This is a genomic window from Palleronia aestuarii (genome assembly GCF_003253995.1).
GTDB classification, from domain to species: Bacteria; Pseudomonadota; Alphaproteobacteria; order Rhodobacterales; family Rhodobacteraceae; genus Palleronia; species Palleronia aestuarii.
Genome location: NZ_QKZL01000014.1, coordinates 74,444 through 90,733 on the forward strand (window position 1 = coordinate 74,444; position 16,290 = coordinate 90,733).

The 16,290-nt window shown below is 67.0% G+C and carries 14 protein-coding genes; 5 read left to right on the top strand and 9 right to left on the bottom strand.

Features of this window, described 5'->3' with window-relative positions:
* Positions 1 to 136 precede the first annotated feature (136 nt).
* A complete protein-coding gene (locus tag LX81_RS23160; RefSeq protein ID WP_272939488.1) occupies positions 137 to 262 on the top strand; it encodes a hypothetical protein in 126 nt (41 codons plus the stop codon).
* 3 nt (positions 263 to 265) lie between these two features.
* Here the strand turns inward: LX81_RS23160 and LX81_RS14505 are convergent, their stop codons facing one another.
* Entirely contained in the window at positions 266 to 1,651 is a 1,386-nt protein-coding gene (locus tag LX81_RS14505; protein ID WP_111538044.1) for a sensor histidine kinase, read from the bottom strand.
* Positions 1,648 to 2,313, bottom strand: a complete 666-nt coding sequence (locus LX81_RS14510) for a response regulator transcription factor (RefSeq protein ID WP_111538045.1) — start codon at positions 2,311 to 2,313, stop codon at positions 1,648 to 1,650. The genes LX81_RS14505 and LX81_RS14510 overlap by 4 nt, the downstream gene beginning before the upstream one ends.
* 181 nt (positions 2,314 to 2,494) lie before the next feature.
* On the opposite strand from LX81_RS14510, the gene LX81_RS14515 reads away from it, so the two are divergent.
* The 3 genes from LX81_RS14515 to LX81_RS14525 all read left to right on the top strand — a co-directional run bounded on the left by LX81_RS14515 (position 2,495) and on the right by LX81_RS14525 (position 6,810).
* Positions 2,495 to 3,595, top strand: coding sequence for a Bug family tripartite tricarboxylate transporter substrate binding protein (locus tag LX81_RS14515; RefSeq protein WP_111538046.1), 1,101 nt, complete (start codon positions 2,495 to 2,497; stop codon positions 3,593 to 3,595).
* Positions 3,596 to 3,691: 96 nt separating this feature from the next.
* A complete protein-coding gene (locus tag LX81_RS14520) occupies positions 3,692 to 5,698 on the top strand; it encodes a tripartite tricarboxylate transporter permease (protein WP_111538047.1) in 2,007 nt (668 codons plus the stop codon).
* Positions 5,699 to 5,718: 20 nt separating this feature from the next.
* Entirely contained in the window at positions 5,719 to 6,810 is a 1,092-nt protein-coding gene (locus LX81_RS14525; protein WP_111538048.1) for a 4-oxalomesaconate tautomerase, read from the top strand.
* 23 nt (positions 6,811 to 6,833) lie between these two features.
* Here the strand turns inward: LX81_RS14525 and LX81_RS14530 are convergent, their stop codons facing one another.
* From LX81_RS14530 to tcuA, 4 genes are read right to left on the bottom strand one after another with little or no spacing between them, the layout of a single operon-like run.
* The gene (locus LX81_RS14530) at positions 6,834 to 7,784 is read right to left on the bottom strand and encodes a D-2-hydroxyacid dehydrogenase family protein (RefSeq protein WP_111538049.1); all 951 of its coding nucleotides are present in this window, start codon (positions 7,782 to 7,784) and stop codon (positions 6,834 to 6,836) included.
* Positions 7,762 to 8,826, bottom strand: a complete 1,065-nt coding sequence (locus LX81_RS14535) for an AbrB family transcriptional regulator (RefSeq protein WP_111538050.1) — start codon at positions 8,824 to 8,826, stop codon at positions 7,762 to 7,764. Before LX81_RS14535 ends, LX81_RS14530 begins: the two co-directional genes overlap by 23 nt.
* The gene (gene tcuB, locus LX81_RS14540) at positions 8,819 to 9,946 is read right to left on the bottom strand and encodes a tricarballylate utilization 4Fe-4S protein TcuB (RefSeq protein ID WP_111538051.1); all 1,128 of its coding nucleotides are present in this window, start codon (positions 9,944 to 9,946) and stop codon (positions 8,819 to 8,821) included. Before tcuB ends, LX81_RS14535 begins: the two co-directional genes overlap by 8 nt.
* Positions 9,936 to 11,351 (bottom strand): FAD-dependent tricarballylate dehydrogenase TcuA, encoded by a 1,416-nt coding sequence (gene tcuA, locus LX81_RS14545; protein WP_111538052.1) that lies wholly within the window; start codon positions 11,349 to 11,351, stop codon positions 9,936 to 9,938. The genes tcuB and tcuA overlap by 11 nt, the downstream gene beginning before the upstream one ends.
* A 100-nt stretch (positions 11,352 to 11,451) precedes the next feature.
* Between tcuA and LX81_RS14550 the strand changes: the two genes are divergently transcribed.
* The gene (locus tag LX81_RS14550) at positions 11,452 to 12,126 is read left to right on the top strand and encodes a GntR family transcriptional regulator (protein ID WP_211322779.1); all 675 of its coding nucleotides are present in this window, start codon (positions 11,452 to 11,454) and stop codon (positions 12,124 to 12,126) included.
* Positions 12,127 to 12,588: 462 nt separating this feature from the next.
* On the opposite strand, the gene LX81_RS14555 is transcribed toward LX81_RS14550, so the two are convergent.
* The 3 genes from LX81_RS14555 to LX81_RS14565 form a co-directional block, all read right to left on the bottom strand.
* Positions 12,589 to 13,524 carry an alpha/beta hydrolase gene (locus LX81_RS14555; protein ID WP_111538054.1) on the bottom strand — a complete coding sequence of 312 codons (936 nt, stop codon included), beginning with the start codon at positions 13,522 to 13,524 and terminating at the stop codon, positions 12,589 to 12,591.
* Between the two features lie 18 nt (positions 13,525 to 13,542).
* On the bottom strand, positions 13,543 to 15,135 hold the full coding sequence (locus LX81_RS14560; RefSeq protein ID WP_111538055.1) for an alpha/beta hydrolase: 1,593 nt from the start codon (positions 15,133 to 15,135) through the stop codon (positions 13,543 to 13,545).
* 737 nt (positions 15,136 to 15,872) lie between these two features.
* The coding region (locus LX81_RS14565; RefSeq protein ID WP_111538056.1) for an IS5 family transposase at positions 15,873 to 16,290 on the bottom strand (418 nt) is incomplete at its 5' end.

Consider the following 16,290-nt stretch of genomic DNA (forward strand, 5'->3'; position numbering starts at 1 on the left):
GGTGCCAGGCTCCATGTCTTCGCCACGAACCGTTTCGTTTCCGACATAGCGGGTCTGCGAACACGGCGCTTGTTCGGATGGCCGTGCGGGCGCAAATGCCTTGGCAGAGGGAGGACGCACAGAAACGGAGACTGCCATGTCAGTTGCATCCACAGATACCCCGCTGTTTGTCCCCGACATCCCGATCCGCGGCCTCGCGAAGCTGCTGGGCCCGGCGCTCAAGCGCCATCGCAAGTTCCGCGCGAGCCTCGCGGCGACCTGAGCGTCACGCCGATGCGATGGGCAGCGTGACCACGAACCGGGCCCCCTTGTCCGACGGCGCGAGAACCAGCGATCCTCCATGCGCCTCGGCAATGCGTCGCGCTATGGCGAGGCCCAGGCCCGCGCCCATGTGACCGTCCTCGGAGCCGCGGTGGAAGCGCTCGAAGATGTCGGCGCGTTCGCCGGGCGGCACGCCGGGGCCGTCATCCGCGACGGTCAACCGGGCGCTGTCGGCATCGCGGGCCATGGAGACCGTGACCTCGCCACCGCGCCGCACCCCGTACTTGCAGACGTTGTCCAGCAGGTTGTCGATCATCTCGGTCAGAAGCCCGCTTTGTTCGTTCACCGGCAGCGCGATCCCGCCATTGACGAAATCGATGTCGCCGCCTGCGGCCAGGATGTGCGGCACCGCCCGCGCGGCGGCCGCCGAGGCGATGTCGGCCAGGTCGGCCGTCCGGACGTTGCCGTCGACGGGCTGATCGAGCGCCTCGAGGCTCAGGAGCTGGGTGGTCATGCGCCGCACGCGTGTCATCGCGGCGTGGGAGTCCCGCATGATCTCGGCGCGCTCGGCATCGCTTTCGGCGGCGATGCCGGCATCGAGTTGTGCCGCCACCGCGGCAATGGGGTTGCGCAGCTGATGGGCGGCGTCGGCGATGAAGGTGTCGCGCTTGCGGAACGCTTCGCGCGTCTCGGCGATCAGCCCGTTCAATGCGTCCACCAGCGCGGACATCTCGCGCGGCACCGGCCGGGTGATCGGCGCGAGATCACGCGGGCTGCGTTGCGACACCGCCTCGGACAGCTTGTCGAGCGGCCGCAGCCCGACCCCGATCCCGATCGTCAGTGCCAGCACGGCTATGGCCACGACCACGGCGAGAATGGCCAGCGTCTGCCCGAGGAGGCGGAGGGCGAGGTCGCGACGCTCGGTCACCATCTGCCAGACCTCGACGGTCACCCAGCCATCGAATTCGGTGTTCGTGACGAATTCGCGCTGCAGGACGCCGCGGACCGGTGCATCGAAATAGGTGCCGTCGTAGAATACCGCCTCGCCCGTGGGCAGTCCCTCGCGCCGTGCCGGCGAGCCCGCGGGGGCCTCGGAATACCCGGTCACGAAGCGCCCTCCCGGGCCGATGATGCGGTAATAGATCGGATCGCCGAGCGCTCGCACGAGGCGGTCGAGCAGGTCTTCGGCCAGGATGTCGCCGTCGCTCAGGACCGCGTCCCTCGAGATCGCCAGCGCCACCACCTCGAGCGTGCTGTCGTAGAGCCGGTTCGACATCTCGCGCGCGAGCACGAAGCGCAGCGTGGACGCTCCCACCGCCGTCGCGACGAGCGCGATCAGGAGGATCGCGAACAACCGGGCGCGCAACGACAGCAGGGGCGGCGGTCTCACGTCCCCGGCTCGAGCAGGTAGCCCAATCCGCGGATCGTGCGGATCGAGGCCGCCTTGCCGAGCTTTCGGCGGAGCCGGGAGACGGCCAGCTCCACCGCGTTGGTCTCGACCTCGGCACCGAGACCGTAAAGGCTGTCGGCGATGTGGGTCTTTGCGACCACGGTGCCCGCGCGCTCGAACAGCAACTCGAAGAGCGCCCGCTCGCGCGGCGCCAGGTCGATGGGCGTTCCCTCGAGGTTGAGCGTGCCGGTGCCCCGATCGAACTCCATGGCGCCCAGACGTTCGACGGTCGGCATGATCCGCGTACGTCGTCGCAACAGCGCTCGGACCCTCGCCAGAAGCTCGTCCATCGGGAAGGGTTTCGTCATGTAATCGTCGGCCCCGGCGTCGAGGCCCGCCACCCGATCCGCAACCCCACCGCGCGCGGTCAGGATCAGCACCGGCATGCCCTGTCCGCGACTGCGCAGATCGCGCATGATCTCGAGCCCCTGGCGCCGGGGCAGGTTCATGTCGAGGATCAGCAGATCAGCATCCGCGCCGGCGAGATGTTCGCTCGCCTCGATTCCGTCGAACAGCTGGTCGACCGCATAGCCAGCTCGCTTGAGGACATGGGTGATGGCGCCGGACAGACTTTCGTTATCCTCGGCAATGACGATCCGCATCCCCTTGTCCCCCCGCACTCCCACCCCAGCGTGAAAGAAAACCCCGCCGACAGCAATCCGACAGGTTACGCCGATAGGATGCGGAATGTTTTAGAAAGCATCCACCGCAGAAAGCTGTGGAAATTTCGACGCGAGGTCGGCAGGAGGGTCGGGCTCGACACGTTCAAAAGGGAGGAAAGACATGAGCATCTCAAACTTCACTCGTCGTACGGCTCTGGCGCTCGGCGCGGTCGGGATCACGCTCTCGACGGCGCTGCCGGGCGCGGCTCAGGATGTGAGCTTCGAGGGCGAGACCATCGAGTGGCTGATTCCGTTCAGCGCAGGCGGCGGCTCGGATACCTGGGCGCGGTTTCTCGCCCCGTTCCTGACCAAGCACCTGCCGGGCAATCCCAGCGTTCAGGTCGTGAACGAGCCGGGCGGCGGTTCGACCAAGGGCGCAAATCTCTTCGCGGCGCGGGCCGAGCCGGACGGGCTCACGATCCTCGGCACTTCCGGCTCCACGCAGTTCCCCTACCTGCTGGGCGATCCGCGCGTGCGCTACGATTATGCCGACTGGACCGTCGTCATGGCCACGCCCACCGGTGGCGTCGTCTACACGACCCCCAATACCGGCGTCGAATCCGCCGACCAGATCGGCAAGCTGGAAGGGCAGGACCTGATCTATGCCAGCCAGGGCGCGACCTCGCTCGATCTCGTGCCGCTTCTCGGGTTCCGCCTGATGGGGCTCGACGTGCGTCACGTCTTCGGCTTCCAGGGCCGCGGCGATGGCCGGCTCGCCTTCGAGAGGGGCGAGGTCAATATCGACTACCAGACCTCGTCGGCATACCTGCAGAACGTGCAGCCGCTGGTGGACGAGGGCATCGCGATCCCGCTGTTCTCCTGGGGCGCGCTCGATGACGATGGCAACATCGTCCGCGACCCGACCTTCCCGGACATGCCCTCCTATGTCGAGGCCTACGAGATGGTGAACGGCGAGCCGCCGTCGGGCGAGGAGTTCGAGGCCTACAAGGCGTTCTTCGTCGCGGGCTTCCCGGCGCAGAAGATGACCTTCCTGCCCGAAGGCACCGACCAGTCGATCATCGACGCCTACAAGCAGGCCTTCGTCGACATCCAGGCGGATCCCGAGTTCCAGGAGACCAAGGGGGCCACGATCGGCGACTACCAGCTCGCCACCGGCGACGCGGCGCAGACCCTCTACGAACAGGGCACCCGTGTCCGTCCGGAAGTGCGCCAATCCGTGGTCGATCTGCTGACTTCGGAATACGACGTCACGCTCGACTGAGACGACGTCCATAGGTACGGCCGCCGCGGGGGAGGCCGTACCGACACCATTCCGTCCGGCGCCGCCGGATGCGCCACATCTGCATAGGGGGGAGCCATGCTGGAAGCGATGCTCACAGCGCTGTCGGACCTGCTGACAGTACAACATCTCATCTACATGGTCGTCGGGGTGGTCATCGGCCTCTCGGTCGGCATCTTTCCCGGCCTGGGCGGCATCGCCGGCCTCTCGCTGCTCCTGCCCTTCATCTACGGCATGGACCCGACCTCTGCGCTGGCGATGCTGATCGGCCTCGTGGCGGTCATTCCAACGTCCGATACCTTCGCCTCGGTGCTGATGGGGATACCAGGCTCGTCGGCCAGTCAGGCGACGGTGCTCGACGGCTTCCCGATGTCGCGCGACGGGCACGCGGCCCGGGCATTGTCGGCTGCCTTCGCCTCGTCGCTTTTCGGCGGTCTTCTCGGCGCGGCGATCCTGACCGGCTTCGTCCTCATCGCCCGGCCGCTGATCCTGCTCTTCACCTCGGCCGAGTTGTTCATGCTCTCGGTGTTCGGCCTGTCGATGGTCGGTGTCCTGGCGGGGCGCTCGCTGGCCAAGGGCCTCGGCGCATGCGGGTTGGGGCTGGTTCTCGGATCGGTCGGGGGCGCGCCGGCGACGGGCGAGTTCCGCATGATCTTCAATACCGACTACCTCTATGACGGGGTGCCGCTGGTGATCGTCGGCCTCGGCCTCTTCGCCGTGCCCGAGATCGTCGACCTGCTGCGCCGCGATCAGGCGATCTCCTCCGAGGGGGGCCTCGGCGCCGGCTGGCTCGACGGCCTGCGCGACTGGTGGAAGAACATCTTTCTCAGCCTGCGCTGCGCGGGCCTCGGCACGATCATCGGCGCGATCCCCGGTCTCGGCGGGTCGGTCGTGGACTGGCTGGCCTACGGCCATGCCATGCAATCGGAGAAGAACACCGAGAATTTCGGCAAGGGCGACGTGCGGGGCGTGATCGCGCCCGAAAGCGCCAACAACGCCAAGGAAGGCGGCGGCCTGCTGCCGACGCTGATGTTCGGCATCCCGGGATCCGGCTCGATGGCGGTGTTCCTGGGCGGCATGGTCCTGATCGGGATCGAGCCCGGCCCCTCCATGGTCACGACCAACCTCAACATCACCTACACGATCATCTGGTCGCTGGCTCTGGCCAACGTCATCGGGGCAGGGCTTTGCATCGTGCTGTCCCAGCCCATCGCACGGCTGACGACGATCCCGTTCCCGCAGCTCGCGCCCTTCATGATCGCGGTGATCAGCTTCGCGGCGTTCCAGGCCACGCGGTCGCTCGCCGACCTCGTCGCGCTCCTGGTCGTAGGCGTGATCGGCGTGTTCATGCGCCGCTTCGGCTGGCCGCGTCCGGCGCTTCTGATCGGCTTCGTACTCGCCGCGCAATCGGAGACCTATCTCTACCAGGCGGTGCAGTTCTACGGCTGGGAATTCATCCTGCGCCCCGGCTGCCTGATCCTGCTGGCCTTCATCGTCGTCTCGGTGTGGTACGGAATGCGCAACCGGGTCGACGACAGCGCGGGGAGCGAGCTGCGCTCCGATATCGACGAGCTGCCCTCCACGGGGATGGGAGGGGTGCGAACCCGCCTTCCGCAGATCCTCTTCGCCCTCTTCGCGGCAGCCATCTTCCTCGCGGCTTTCCTGGATTCGCTCCAGCATTCGTTCCTCGGGAAGGTCTTCCCGATGATCATGGCGCTGGCCGGGCTGGCGGCGGTGACGCTGTTGCTGGTCCAGCTCTGGACCAAAGACAACCGGCACAACGTCTCTCAGGATACCGAGGTCCTGGGCGAATACGCCAACGATCCCGAGGCGGGATCGCTCTGGGCCGGACTCCTGTGGATCACCTTCCTGGTCGCGCTCTCGGCACTGATCGGGTTCTTCATGGCAATGGTGATCTTCTTCGTGGTGTTCCTTATCTTCCGGGCCAGGGTCGGGCCGCTCCGCGTGGTTCTCCTGACCGCGGGCGCGGCGGCCTTCGTCCTGATCCTGGCCAATGCGCTGAACCTGCGCTTCCCCGACGGTCTGTTGCAGGCCTATACCCGCCTGCCCTGGCCGTTCGGCTGATCCGGAGGAGATAGAGACCGATGCAGCAGACCGAGATCCCCTTCCACTTCCTGCGCGGGGGCACCTCGCGGGGCCCCTACATCCGTCGCGAGGACCTTCCCGCGGACGAGGCGACGCTGGCCCAGGTGCTGGTGGCCGCCCTCGGCGCGGGCCATCCGCTCAACATTGACGGGATCGGCGGCGGCGCGGCGGTCACCACCAAGGTGGCGATGCTGTCGCGCTCCGACGATGACTGGGCCGAGATCGACTATTTCTTCGGCCAGGTCGCGGTGGAGGAGCGGTATGTCGACTTCAAGCCGACCTGCGGCAACATCCTCTCGGGCGTCGGGCCGGCGGCGATCGAGATGGGGCTGATCGCACCGCAGGGCGACGAGACGCGCGTCCGCATCCGTGCCGTCAACACCGGCGCCCGGGTGGAGGCGATCGTCCGCACCCCCGGTGGCAGGGTGGAGTACGAAGGCGACGCGGCCATCGACGGCGTGCCCGGCACGGCCGCGCCCGTGATGCTGAAGTTCCGCGACGTGGTCGGCAACGCGACCGGGGCGCTGCTGCCCACGGGCAATCTGCGTGACGAGATCGACGGGATCGAGGTCACCTGCATCGACGTGGCGATGCCCATGGTCATCGCCCGCGCGGACGCCTTCGGCCTGACGGGTTACGAGAGCGCGGCGGACCTGGACGCCAATCGCGACTTCTACGCCCGGATGGAGCCGATCCGGATCGAGGCCGGGAAGCGCATGGGAATGGGCGACGTGACGAAATCGGTCGCGCCGAAATTCGGCCTCCTCGCCCCGGCCCGCGACGGGGGCACGCTGGCGGCCCGCTACTTCATGCCGTGGAAGGCGCATCCGTCGATGGCGGTGACGGGCGCGCAATGCCTGGCATCCTGCGCGCTGGTGCCCGGCACGGTGTCGGACGGCCTGCTCGACCGGCCCGAACCGGGCGAGGCGCTGGTCACGATCGAACATGCCTCGGGCCGGATCGAGGTGGCGGCCACCTATACGCTGGAGGATGGCACCTTCGACCTGGAGAGCGCTGGCCTTTTGCGGACGGCGCGCCTTCTGGCGAAGGGGTCGCTGATGGTGCCGGGATCGGTCTGGGCCGGAGCCTGACGCATCTCGCGGTCCGGACGCGATCAGAGCGTCCGGATGGGATTTCCGTCCTGGAACGCGGCCACGGCAGCGGCCGTCTCCTGATAGAAGAGCCGCCAGGTGGCCTGCGTGACATAGCCCAGATGCGGTGTCAGCAGCAGCCTGTCGCCGAACTGCCGCCGCGCCGCCCGCCAGGGATCCTCCGCCGGCAGGGGCTCGGTCTCGAACACGTCGATCGCGGCCCGCGCGGCGGGATCGCGGCCCAGCCAGTCGAAGAGCGCATCGCGATCGAGCAGGCCGGCCCGCGACGTGTTCACCACGACAGCACCGGCGGGCAGCGCCGCCAGCGCCTCCGCCCCGAGGAGGTGCCGCGTGCTTTCGGCCAGCACCATGTGGACGCTCAGCACGTCCGAGCCTGCGGCCAGCGCACGGAGATCGGGGGCAGGGGCCACACCGGCATCCGCCGCGCGCTCGGCCGTGAGGTTCGGCGACCAGGCCGCTACCTCGGCCCCGAAGGCCCGCAGCAGCGTCGCGACCTGGGTTCCGATGTTGCCCAGCCCCACGAGACCCACCCGCAGGTCCGCGAGATCCCGCCCCGGCGGCCCCTGGAACCCGCCTTTGTCGAGGCGGGCGGCCTCGGTTCCGATGCGGCGACACTGGTGCAGGACGAGCGCCAGGGTCAGTTCCGCCGTCGAGGTCTTGCGGGAGGGTGTGCCCGACACGACGATACCGCGTGCCCGCGCCGCCGCCACGTCGATGGACAGGTTCCGCGACCCGGTGGTCACGATCAGGCGAAGCTCGGGCAGCGCCTCGATCAGGGCGGCGGGGAACGGCGTGCGTTCCCGCATCAGGCAGATCGCCTCGAACGGGCGAAGCGTCTCTGCCAGCCGGTCGGCCGGGATCGGGTCGGTGAAGACGGTCACCTCGCCCAGTCCGTCCCACTCCGCCATGTCGCGGGCCACGCCCGCCCAGTCATCGAGAACTGCGATCCGCATCGGCCTTCTTCCATCTGAACATGTGCCCGACGATGGGCGCCCCGATGATCACCACCACGATCCGCAGGACGTGATGCGTCACCACGAAGGCAAGGTCCGCCCCCGCCACGATCGTCAGCACCGCCATCTCCGCCTGGCCGCCCGGGGCGAAGGCCAGCAGCGCCTCCAGTGGCGGCGCCCAGCCCATCGAGGCCGAGATCTCGGCGAAGGCCAGCGCGCAGAGCCCGATCAGGACACAGAAGACGAGGCCCGCGAGCACGTCGATCCTGAGCTCTCGCAAGGTCACGCCCATGTATTTCGCGCCGATCGAGGTGCCGATGAAGAATTGCGCCGCCAGGATTGCCACGGCCGGTGGCCGGTTGTGCAGCAGGTCGCCCAGGCTGAACGCCGTGGCCAGGATCATCGGTCCCAGGATCGACGCGCCGAAGAGGCCGACCCGCTCGCCCACCTTCCAGCCGACGATCCCGGCGACGGCCATGAGCGCGAGTTCGCGCACCGGCACGTCGAAGAGCGGCTTGCCCGGCGGCGCGTCGAGCGTCTGGTCGAAGAAGTGCAGGATCAGGAACGGCACCAGCGTCACGATCAGCAGGACCCGCGTGGCGTGGATCAGCGACAGCGCCCGCATGTCGGCACCGGCCTCCTCGCCGAAGATGACCATGTCCTGGAAGCCCCCCGGCATCGCCGCATAGAAGCTCGTCGGCCCGTCGAAGCCGCAGACCCGCCGGAAGAACGGGTAGCCCACCAGTCCGATCACCGCGATGTAGGGCACGACCAGCGCGACCGAGAAGGCCATGCCCGGCAGCCGGGTCAGAAGATCGGGCGTGATCGCGGCGCCGACCGCGACGCCCAGGATCGTCCGCATGCCCGTGCCCACCCGGCCCATGTCCTGCATCCGCACCCCCATGAGCGCGGCGGCGAGACAGGCGAAGAGGGGGCCGAGCAGGAAGGGCAGGGGAAGTGACAGGAGGCTGAAGATCGCAACGCCGACAGCGGCGATCGCGATCGTCATCAACTGTCCGCCGCGGCGTCCCAGCTCAGGCATCTTGAGGCACCATCTCGCCACGCCGTTCCCGCGCGAAGCGCGCGAGGGCAAGGTAGCGGTAGATGCCATGGACGAACTTTCCGTAGGGCGCGGTCAGGAACAGCGTCATGACGACGCCCAGATGCACCGCCAGCAGAATGCCCATCAGCGGCGTCTCGCGCAGGAACAGGAGCAGCAGGCCGGTCAGGCCCGTCCCGAAGAGCATGGCGATGAAGGCCGCGTCCATTCCGAAGCGGGTGTCGTCCCTGACGTCGTGGTATTGTCGCAGTTTCGCCCGCAGCAGGCCCGCTGTTCCGACCACGAGCCCGACGCCGCCGACCGTGCCGAGCACCACGGGAAGATCCCACCAGGGGTAGGGTGCCTCGCGGCCCAGAAGGTAATGATAGAGCGTACCCGTCGAGGTCGAGGCGAAGCACAGGAGGAAGCCGTAGAACGTCAGGTGGTGCCAGAGCTTGCGGTTGTCGCTGGTCTGTTCGTCGGCATTCATGCATCCGTCGCCGCCGCCATCGAGATAGGTGAGGCGTCCCGCGTCGTGACCGGCGCGGGCGTAGTCGATGCCGGACTGGTGCGCGCCGTCCTCCATGTCGCGGGCCGAGATGTCGCGCCAGAAGGCCCGCCCTCCCATGTAGATTGCCAGGATCGCGAACAGGAATGCCGGCCCGAAGAGGGCCACCATGACGTTGTGCGGCATCAATGCGTAGAAGTTCTCGGGCGTGGTCTGTGCCGAGAAGACGGCGCCCGCGCCGTTCCACAGGAACGTGCCGAAAAGAAACAGCGCGACGAGCGTCGCACAGATGAGCCCGATCCAGAGGCCGTTGCGGCGGAACATCGGCTGCAGCGCGGCAGGCCAGGCATAGTGCGCGTAGCTGTCGTTGCGGACCTCGGCCAGGACCTTGGGGACGTTCACCGCGAATTCGTGCGGCGGCGCGAACTGGCAGTCGTGGTAGCAGGCGCTGCAATTGTGGCACAGATTGGCGAGGTAGTTCAGGTCCGCGTCGGCGAAGCTGCGTCGCATCTCCATCGCCGGGAACACCGCGCAGAGACCCTCGCAATAGCGGCACGAATTGCACACCGTCATCAGCCGGTCGGCTTCGGCGAGTGTGGCTGTTCTATGCTCCATGGCGCGCGGCCTCCTGTCCCGCGATCCGTCCAAAGACGGCTCCGATGGTCATGCCGATCCCGGCGGCATAGCCCTGTCCCAGGACGTTGCCGGCCATGATCTCGCCGGCGGCGAACATGTTGTCGGACGGCGTGCCGTTGCCGTCGTTCATGAGAATCCGGGCCTGCTGGTCGATCTTCACCCCGAGATAGGTGAAGGTGATTCCCGGACGGACCGGGTAGGCGTAATAGGGCGGCGTCTCGATCTTCTGCGCCCAGTTGCTCTTGCCCACGGGCAGGCCTTCGGTGCGGTTGCCGTCCGGCTCGGTGTGATCGAACGGGAAGCCGCCCACGACGGCGTCGTTGAACTCGGTCACCGTCGCTTCGAACTTCCGGGGGTCGAGCTCCAGCTTCTCGGCGAGCTCGCGCAGCGTCGGCGCCTCGACGGGGGGGAACAGCGAGGGCATGAAGCGCTTGATGTTGGGCGCGTCGAAGACGACGTAGGCGATCTGCCCGGGCTGGTTGGCGATCAGCCGCCCCCATATGGCATAGCGCTTGGGCCAGATGTCCTCGCCCTCGTCGTAGAACCGTTCGCAGTCGCGGTTCATCACCACCCCGAAGACGACGCAGTCGAGACGGGTGATGATGCCGCCATCGAATTTCGGCGCACGGGCATCGATGGCGACGGCGTGGCACTGGGTGGGGTCGCCGATCTGCTGCATCCCCGCGTCGATCAGCATCCGGGTGACCGTGCCGCGATTGTAGGGTGTGCCGCGGATCAGGAAGTTGTCGGCCTTCTCTCCCCAGCCTTCCTTCAACCACTCGATATTGGCCTCGAACCCGCCGCAGGCGGCAACGAAGGCGGCCGCCTCGACCCGGATGTCGGCGCCGTCGTGGCGCACGGTCGCGGCGCGGAATGTCCGCCCCTCGATGTCGAGCGCGACCACCTCCGCATCATAGACCACCTCGACCCCGAGCCGTTCGGCCGTGGCGTAGAGCGAGTTCAGCATCGACCGCCCCCCGCCGAGGAAGAAGGAATTGGTGCGCCCCAGGCTCAGCGTGCCGCCGAGCGAGGGCTGGAAGCGCACGCCCTGCTCCTGGATCCAGTCCAGCATCGACTTCGATTCCGCGATCATGTGCCGCGACAATGCCTCGTCGGTATTGCCGCCGGTCACGCGCAGCAGGTCGTCGAGGAACTCCTCCTCGGTATAGGGGCCGGTCAGGGTGTCCGTCGCGTGGTCGTGGGCGCAGCGCATGTTCCGGGTGTGGCGGGTATTGCCGCCGCGATAGAATTTCGGAGCGGCCTCGACGATCAGGACGGACCGTCCGGCGCGCCGGGCGGCGATCGCGGCACAGAGCGCCGCGTTGCCGCCTCCCGCGACGAGGAGATCCCAGGGACCATTGCGTTCGATCTGATTGAGCGGCATCGCGACTCCTCGGCTGCATTTAATGTATACAAACGGATCCGTTCATGTGCAATACTCCCGTTCGATGATCTCGCGAAGTCGGAGAGCGCGCAGGTGCGACGTGGATAAGCCTGATTTTGAGAAACTGCCCTCGCTGCCACCCGAGGGAAGCCGCGGGCAGGCCGTCTTCGAGGCGCTGCGCGCGGCGATACATGCAGGGCATCTCCGCCCGGGAATGACGATGCGCGAGGAGCAGGTGGCGGAGCGCTTCAGTCTCAGCCGCACCCCCGTCCGCGAGGCCTTCGCGCGACTTCTCGGGCAGTCACTCCTCGAACATGGCGGCGGCCGCGGCCTCATCGTGCGGAGCCTTGGCACGACGGAGGTCTACGAACTCTACGCCATGCGCGAGGTGCTGGAGGGCGCGGCGGCCGGTCTCGCGGCGCATCATGCCGGTCCTGCCGAGCACGCGGCGCTGCAATCCCTGCAGGAACGGTTCTCCGCCCTGAGCGCCGACGACATCGAGGAGGCCGTCCATATCAACCGCCGCTTCCACGATGAAATCCGGCAAGCGGCCCGCAACCGGTACCTCGACGGCGCCCTCGACCAGATGGCCGATGGTATCGCGCTTCTGGGCGAGACAACGCTGAGCGACCCCGAACGCCACGCCAAGGCGGTGACCGAACATCAGGCCATTCTGGACGCGATCAAGGCAGGTGACGCGACGGCGGCCGAAAGCGCTGGTAGGCAGCATATCCACGAGGCGTTCCTGAAACGCAAAACGGCTTTCCGCTCGTGAAATGACGGAGACATCCGCCCGGCGCGTGCCAGCGTATCGTTTGCCATCCGGATGACGATCTGCCGACGGATTCGGGCTGGCGACTAAATTGGAAACGGGCGGTCCTCCGGAGGGCGGACAATCCACCATCCGTCCCGCATTGCGGGCGCTCAGACCGCCCGCGGCGAGCGGCTCTCCGCAAGGGGATGGCGCAGTGATGCCGAACGTCCCTCCACAAGGAGCCTTCCGCAGGAAGGGACAGGGCGAACATGGAAGTGGACAGACCGCCCCGAAGGACGGCCTCCCATGCCCGTCAGGCAGAATGTCACGGGTCGAGCATCGTACTGCCGGCCCCGGGCCGGGGTTTGCGGTACGATGACCGCTTGTCCCGAATCCCGCCGTTCACCCTGGACCGTCGTGACAGGGCGACCCCATGGCGGGCGGCGGAGATCCCTGGCTCCGCGCCGGTTCCGAGGCTGAGCCCTACTTGCCGAAAACACCGCCGATGAAGCGGATCGCCTCCGGCAGGCCGCTGCGCCAGTAATCCCAGGTATGACCGCCCTCGCGGATCATGAAGCGATGGTCGCTGGCCAGGGTCCGCTCGGTCTCGCCCTCGCTTCTGAGCATCTGGTGCAGCAGCACCGACCCGTCGAAAAAGACATCGTCGGCACCGGTGTCGATGTAGAGTTTGGTCGCCGCGATGTCTTCCGGACTGGCCGCGTCGGCGAGGTCGAAGACGCTGTTGGCACGATACGCCTCGTTCAACCGTGCCTCGCCTTCGAGACCCACGCCCCAGGCCTTTCCGTAGCGACGGTCGTAGCCCGCCTGGTCCAGAGTCGCGATCTGCTCGTCAGTCCGGACCGCGGGGCTGAGGCCGACAGCCGCCGCGAACATGTCGGGATACTTCATGGCGTAGGCCAGGGCGGCGTAGCCGCCCATCGACAGCCCGGCGATCGCGCGCGCATCCTCGGACGCGATCACCGGATAGGTTTCCTCCACGAAGGGGACGAACTCCTCGACGAACATGTCCTCCCACCGAACTGCGCCGTCGGCATCGTTCATGTAGTAGGTGTTGTATTCCAACGTGTCGTCGCGACGTCCATCGGGCGTGACCGCGATGAACGGGGGCACCGCGCCGGACCCGATCATCGCATCGAAGAGGTCGTCGGCCTGACCGAACCGGTACCAGTCGGAATTGTCGCCGTCTCCACCGCCATGCATCAGGTAGATGACCGGATAGGTGCGCCCATCCGTGTCGAAACCCGGCGGGGTGTAGATCGTATATTCCACGTCCTTGCCCAGGATCTCGCTTTCCATGGTCAGATCGTACTCGACCTTGCCGTGTTCCTGAGCATGGGCGGCAGTGGCCAAAGTGATGCCGACGGCGGCGATGCCGCCCGACAGGGTGAAAAACGTCATTGGATATTTCCTTGATTATCAGTCTTTTCGCGTGATCTGCGGTGGCGTTGTCAGTTCCCAGTGCGGTGGGGCGGACAACACGAGTTCGCGCATGTCGCTCGGCATCGCGAAACCTTCGCCGCCATCACCCTCGTTCACCGCGGCGCGGGCGAACGCGACCATTCGCTCGCCCACGAGCGCCATCGCTTGAGGCGATTGGGTGCCGAGACCATGCGGCCCGTGGAAGACGAAGATGTCCTTCGAGGGGCCAGCGCGCCCGAACGCGTCGAAGGTGCCCTCCATGCCCTCGACGTAATCCCACGTTCCGCGGATGAGCTGCAGGGCGGGCCAGGCGTCGAGATTGGCGAGCACGTCGCCGTCGAGCCTGTAGGCGGTGTGGAACTCTTCCCTGAGCGCAGCCTCCTCCATGTCGTGCCCGGCGGCGCGGTAGCCGAGGCCGCCCGGATTGGGCCCGTAGAGGATCGCCCCCTTGATCCGCTCGTCCCCGCGCGGCTCGGTGCAGGTCGAGGGCGACGTGCCGTGATCGCAATCCTCCACGAAGTTCTGCTGCATCGCCCAGGCCACGGCGTAGCTGCCGCGCGAATAGCCGCCGAGGACGATCGGAAGAGCTTCCGGATCCCCGTCGGGATAGATCGCCTCGACCGCGTCCATCCCCTCGAACTCCTCGCCGCCGGGCGTGAGGACGCGCAGGCCTTCGCCGCTCGAAAGCTGATCGAGCTCGCGGAACATGTCCCGGCCCTGTTCGGCGGTATCGTATCCGTGCTGCCCGCCCGATATACCGTTTCCACGCCGGTCGGTGACGAGCACGTCGAAGCCGGCCGCGTTCAGATCCGCGAGAAAGCCCCGCCAGGTCCGCATTCCGGGCTCCTCGGACGCGCCGTCCGAGGCGGAGGCGCGCACAAAGTCGCCCGTCTCGGGGTCGTAGACGAAACCTTCGAAACCGCGCTGGTCGATGGCGGTGATCTCTCCGCCACCGCCGTTGTTCATGATGACGAGGGCGCGGCCCGTCTCGCCTTCCGGGCCCTCGACCCCGTCGCCCGCGAGATACCAGCCGCGCAGGTGGATGTCGCCGGACAGCCCCGCGAACTCGGTCTCGTAGGTGTCGCGCGGAACGGTGAACTCGACGGTGAAGGTCCGATCCTCGGCATCCGCGATGGGCTCGGCATAGGCCTCCGTGCCGAAGTAGGACGGGCGGCGGATATCGGCGAGATCGACATCTCCCTCGGGATCGATGCGCCCTTCCGGATCGACGGTGCCGGTGTCCTGGCTCTCCGACCCGGTGAAGCCGCGGGCTGCCTCGAGCGCTCCGTCGGGACAGCTGTCGTCCTGGCTACATTCCTGCCACCGCGCGCGGATGCGCTTATCGGTGAATTCCTCCACGTAGTAGTCCTCACCCTCGTAATAGTCCGGGACGAGGCTGTAGGTCGCGGTGAACGGATGGCAGATGCCGTCCGGGTCGGCATAGCCCGGAAGGGTGTCGTTGACGTTGTAGTTCACCCGTGCCGAGCAATCCGGCGCCGGCGCGCCGTCGTTCACCGCAGCGCCGTCCTGCGCCTGTGCGGTGGCGGCCAGCGCGGCGAGCGCCACCGATATCGTGATCGTGCGTGTCATCCTGTCCTCCCGAATTCCCTAGAGTAAACCACCGCACTTGCCGAGCTTCAATGTGGGGTTGCATGGGGCCGCAGCATTGCCGGGCGCCGGGTTTGCCGAGAGGCATCCGGGCGACGACATCGGTTCGACGGATCAAGCCCGACGTGCCGGGTTTCAGCGGCCATTCTCCTCACGCTGCCGGCGCATCAGGGCAGGGGAGCTGACGCCTACGTCGCCAATCTTTCGGGCCTCCGCAAAACCTTCCTGCGTCCGCTCCGGTATCTGCTCTCACTCGAACTGGGAAATGAAACCGGAGAATGGATGACGAGCCGGCCGAGATAATCGTGACGACGTCGCCCTCGTGGGGTTGGTCGATCAGCTTGTCGGGCACGGGGCGGGCGCGCTTTGCCTCGGAGTTCTCCTCCGAGTAGATCGTCCTGATGCCGGCATTACGAACGCGACCAGTTGCGCCTCGAGGCCCTGGCCTTCCGTCGATACCCGCGCGTATCCAAGGATGTCCTGACAGACCTTCGCAAACCTCCCGGAAGTACCGGAATTTGAAACGGGGGTTGTGGAACGGTCGAGCTTCTGACTGTTCAGGAAGCGCGCTTCCACCGGTTCCGGATCGAGGATCACGACGCCCCACCCGACCACCTGCTTCGGCGCGTTGATCGGGTTTTGGGTTTCGACGCGATCCGTCCGCAATTCGCTGCCCTCCATAGCCCGATTGGCAGACCCTAGGCTCCAGACTCATTAAGTTAGAGCCAGAACAGTACGGTTGCTGCGAGGGCGATCGCTGACAAGAAAACCTTCGGGCACCGGTCGTGGCGAGTGGCGACGCGACGCCAATCCTTCGGGCGCCCGAACATGATCTCGATCCTGCTGCGGCGCTTGTAGCGGCGCTTGTCGTATCGGACCGGCTTGTCGCGCGACTTCCGTCCCGGAATGCAGGGGGTTATTCCCCTATCTACAAGGTCTTCTCGGAACCAGTCGGCATCGTATCCGCGATCTCCCAGCAGCCAGTCGGCCGCCGGCAAACTACCCACCAAAGCCCTGGCTCCGGTATAGTCGCTGACTTGTCCGGCTGTGATGAAGAACCGTATCGGGCGCCCGATACTGTCGGTGATGGCGTGAAGCTTCGTGTTCATCCCGCCGTCCTCGGGGAAACGATCCACT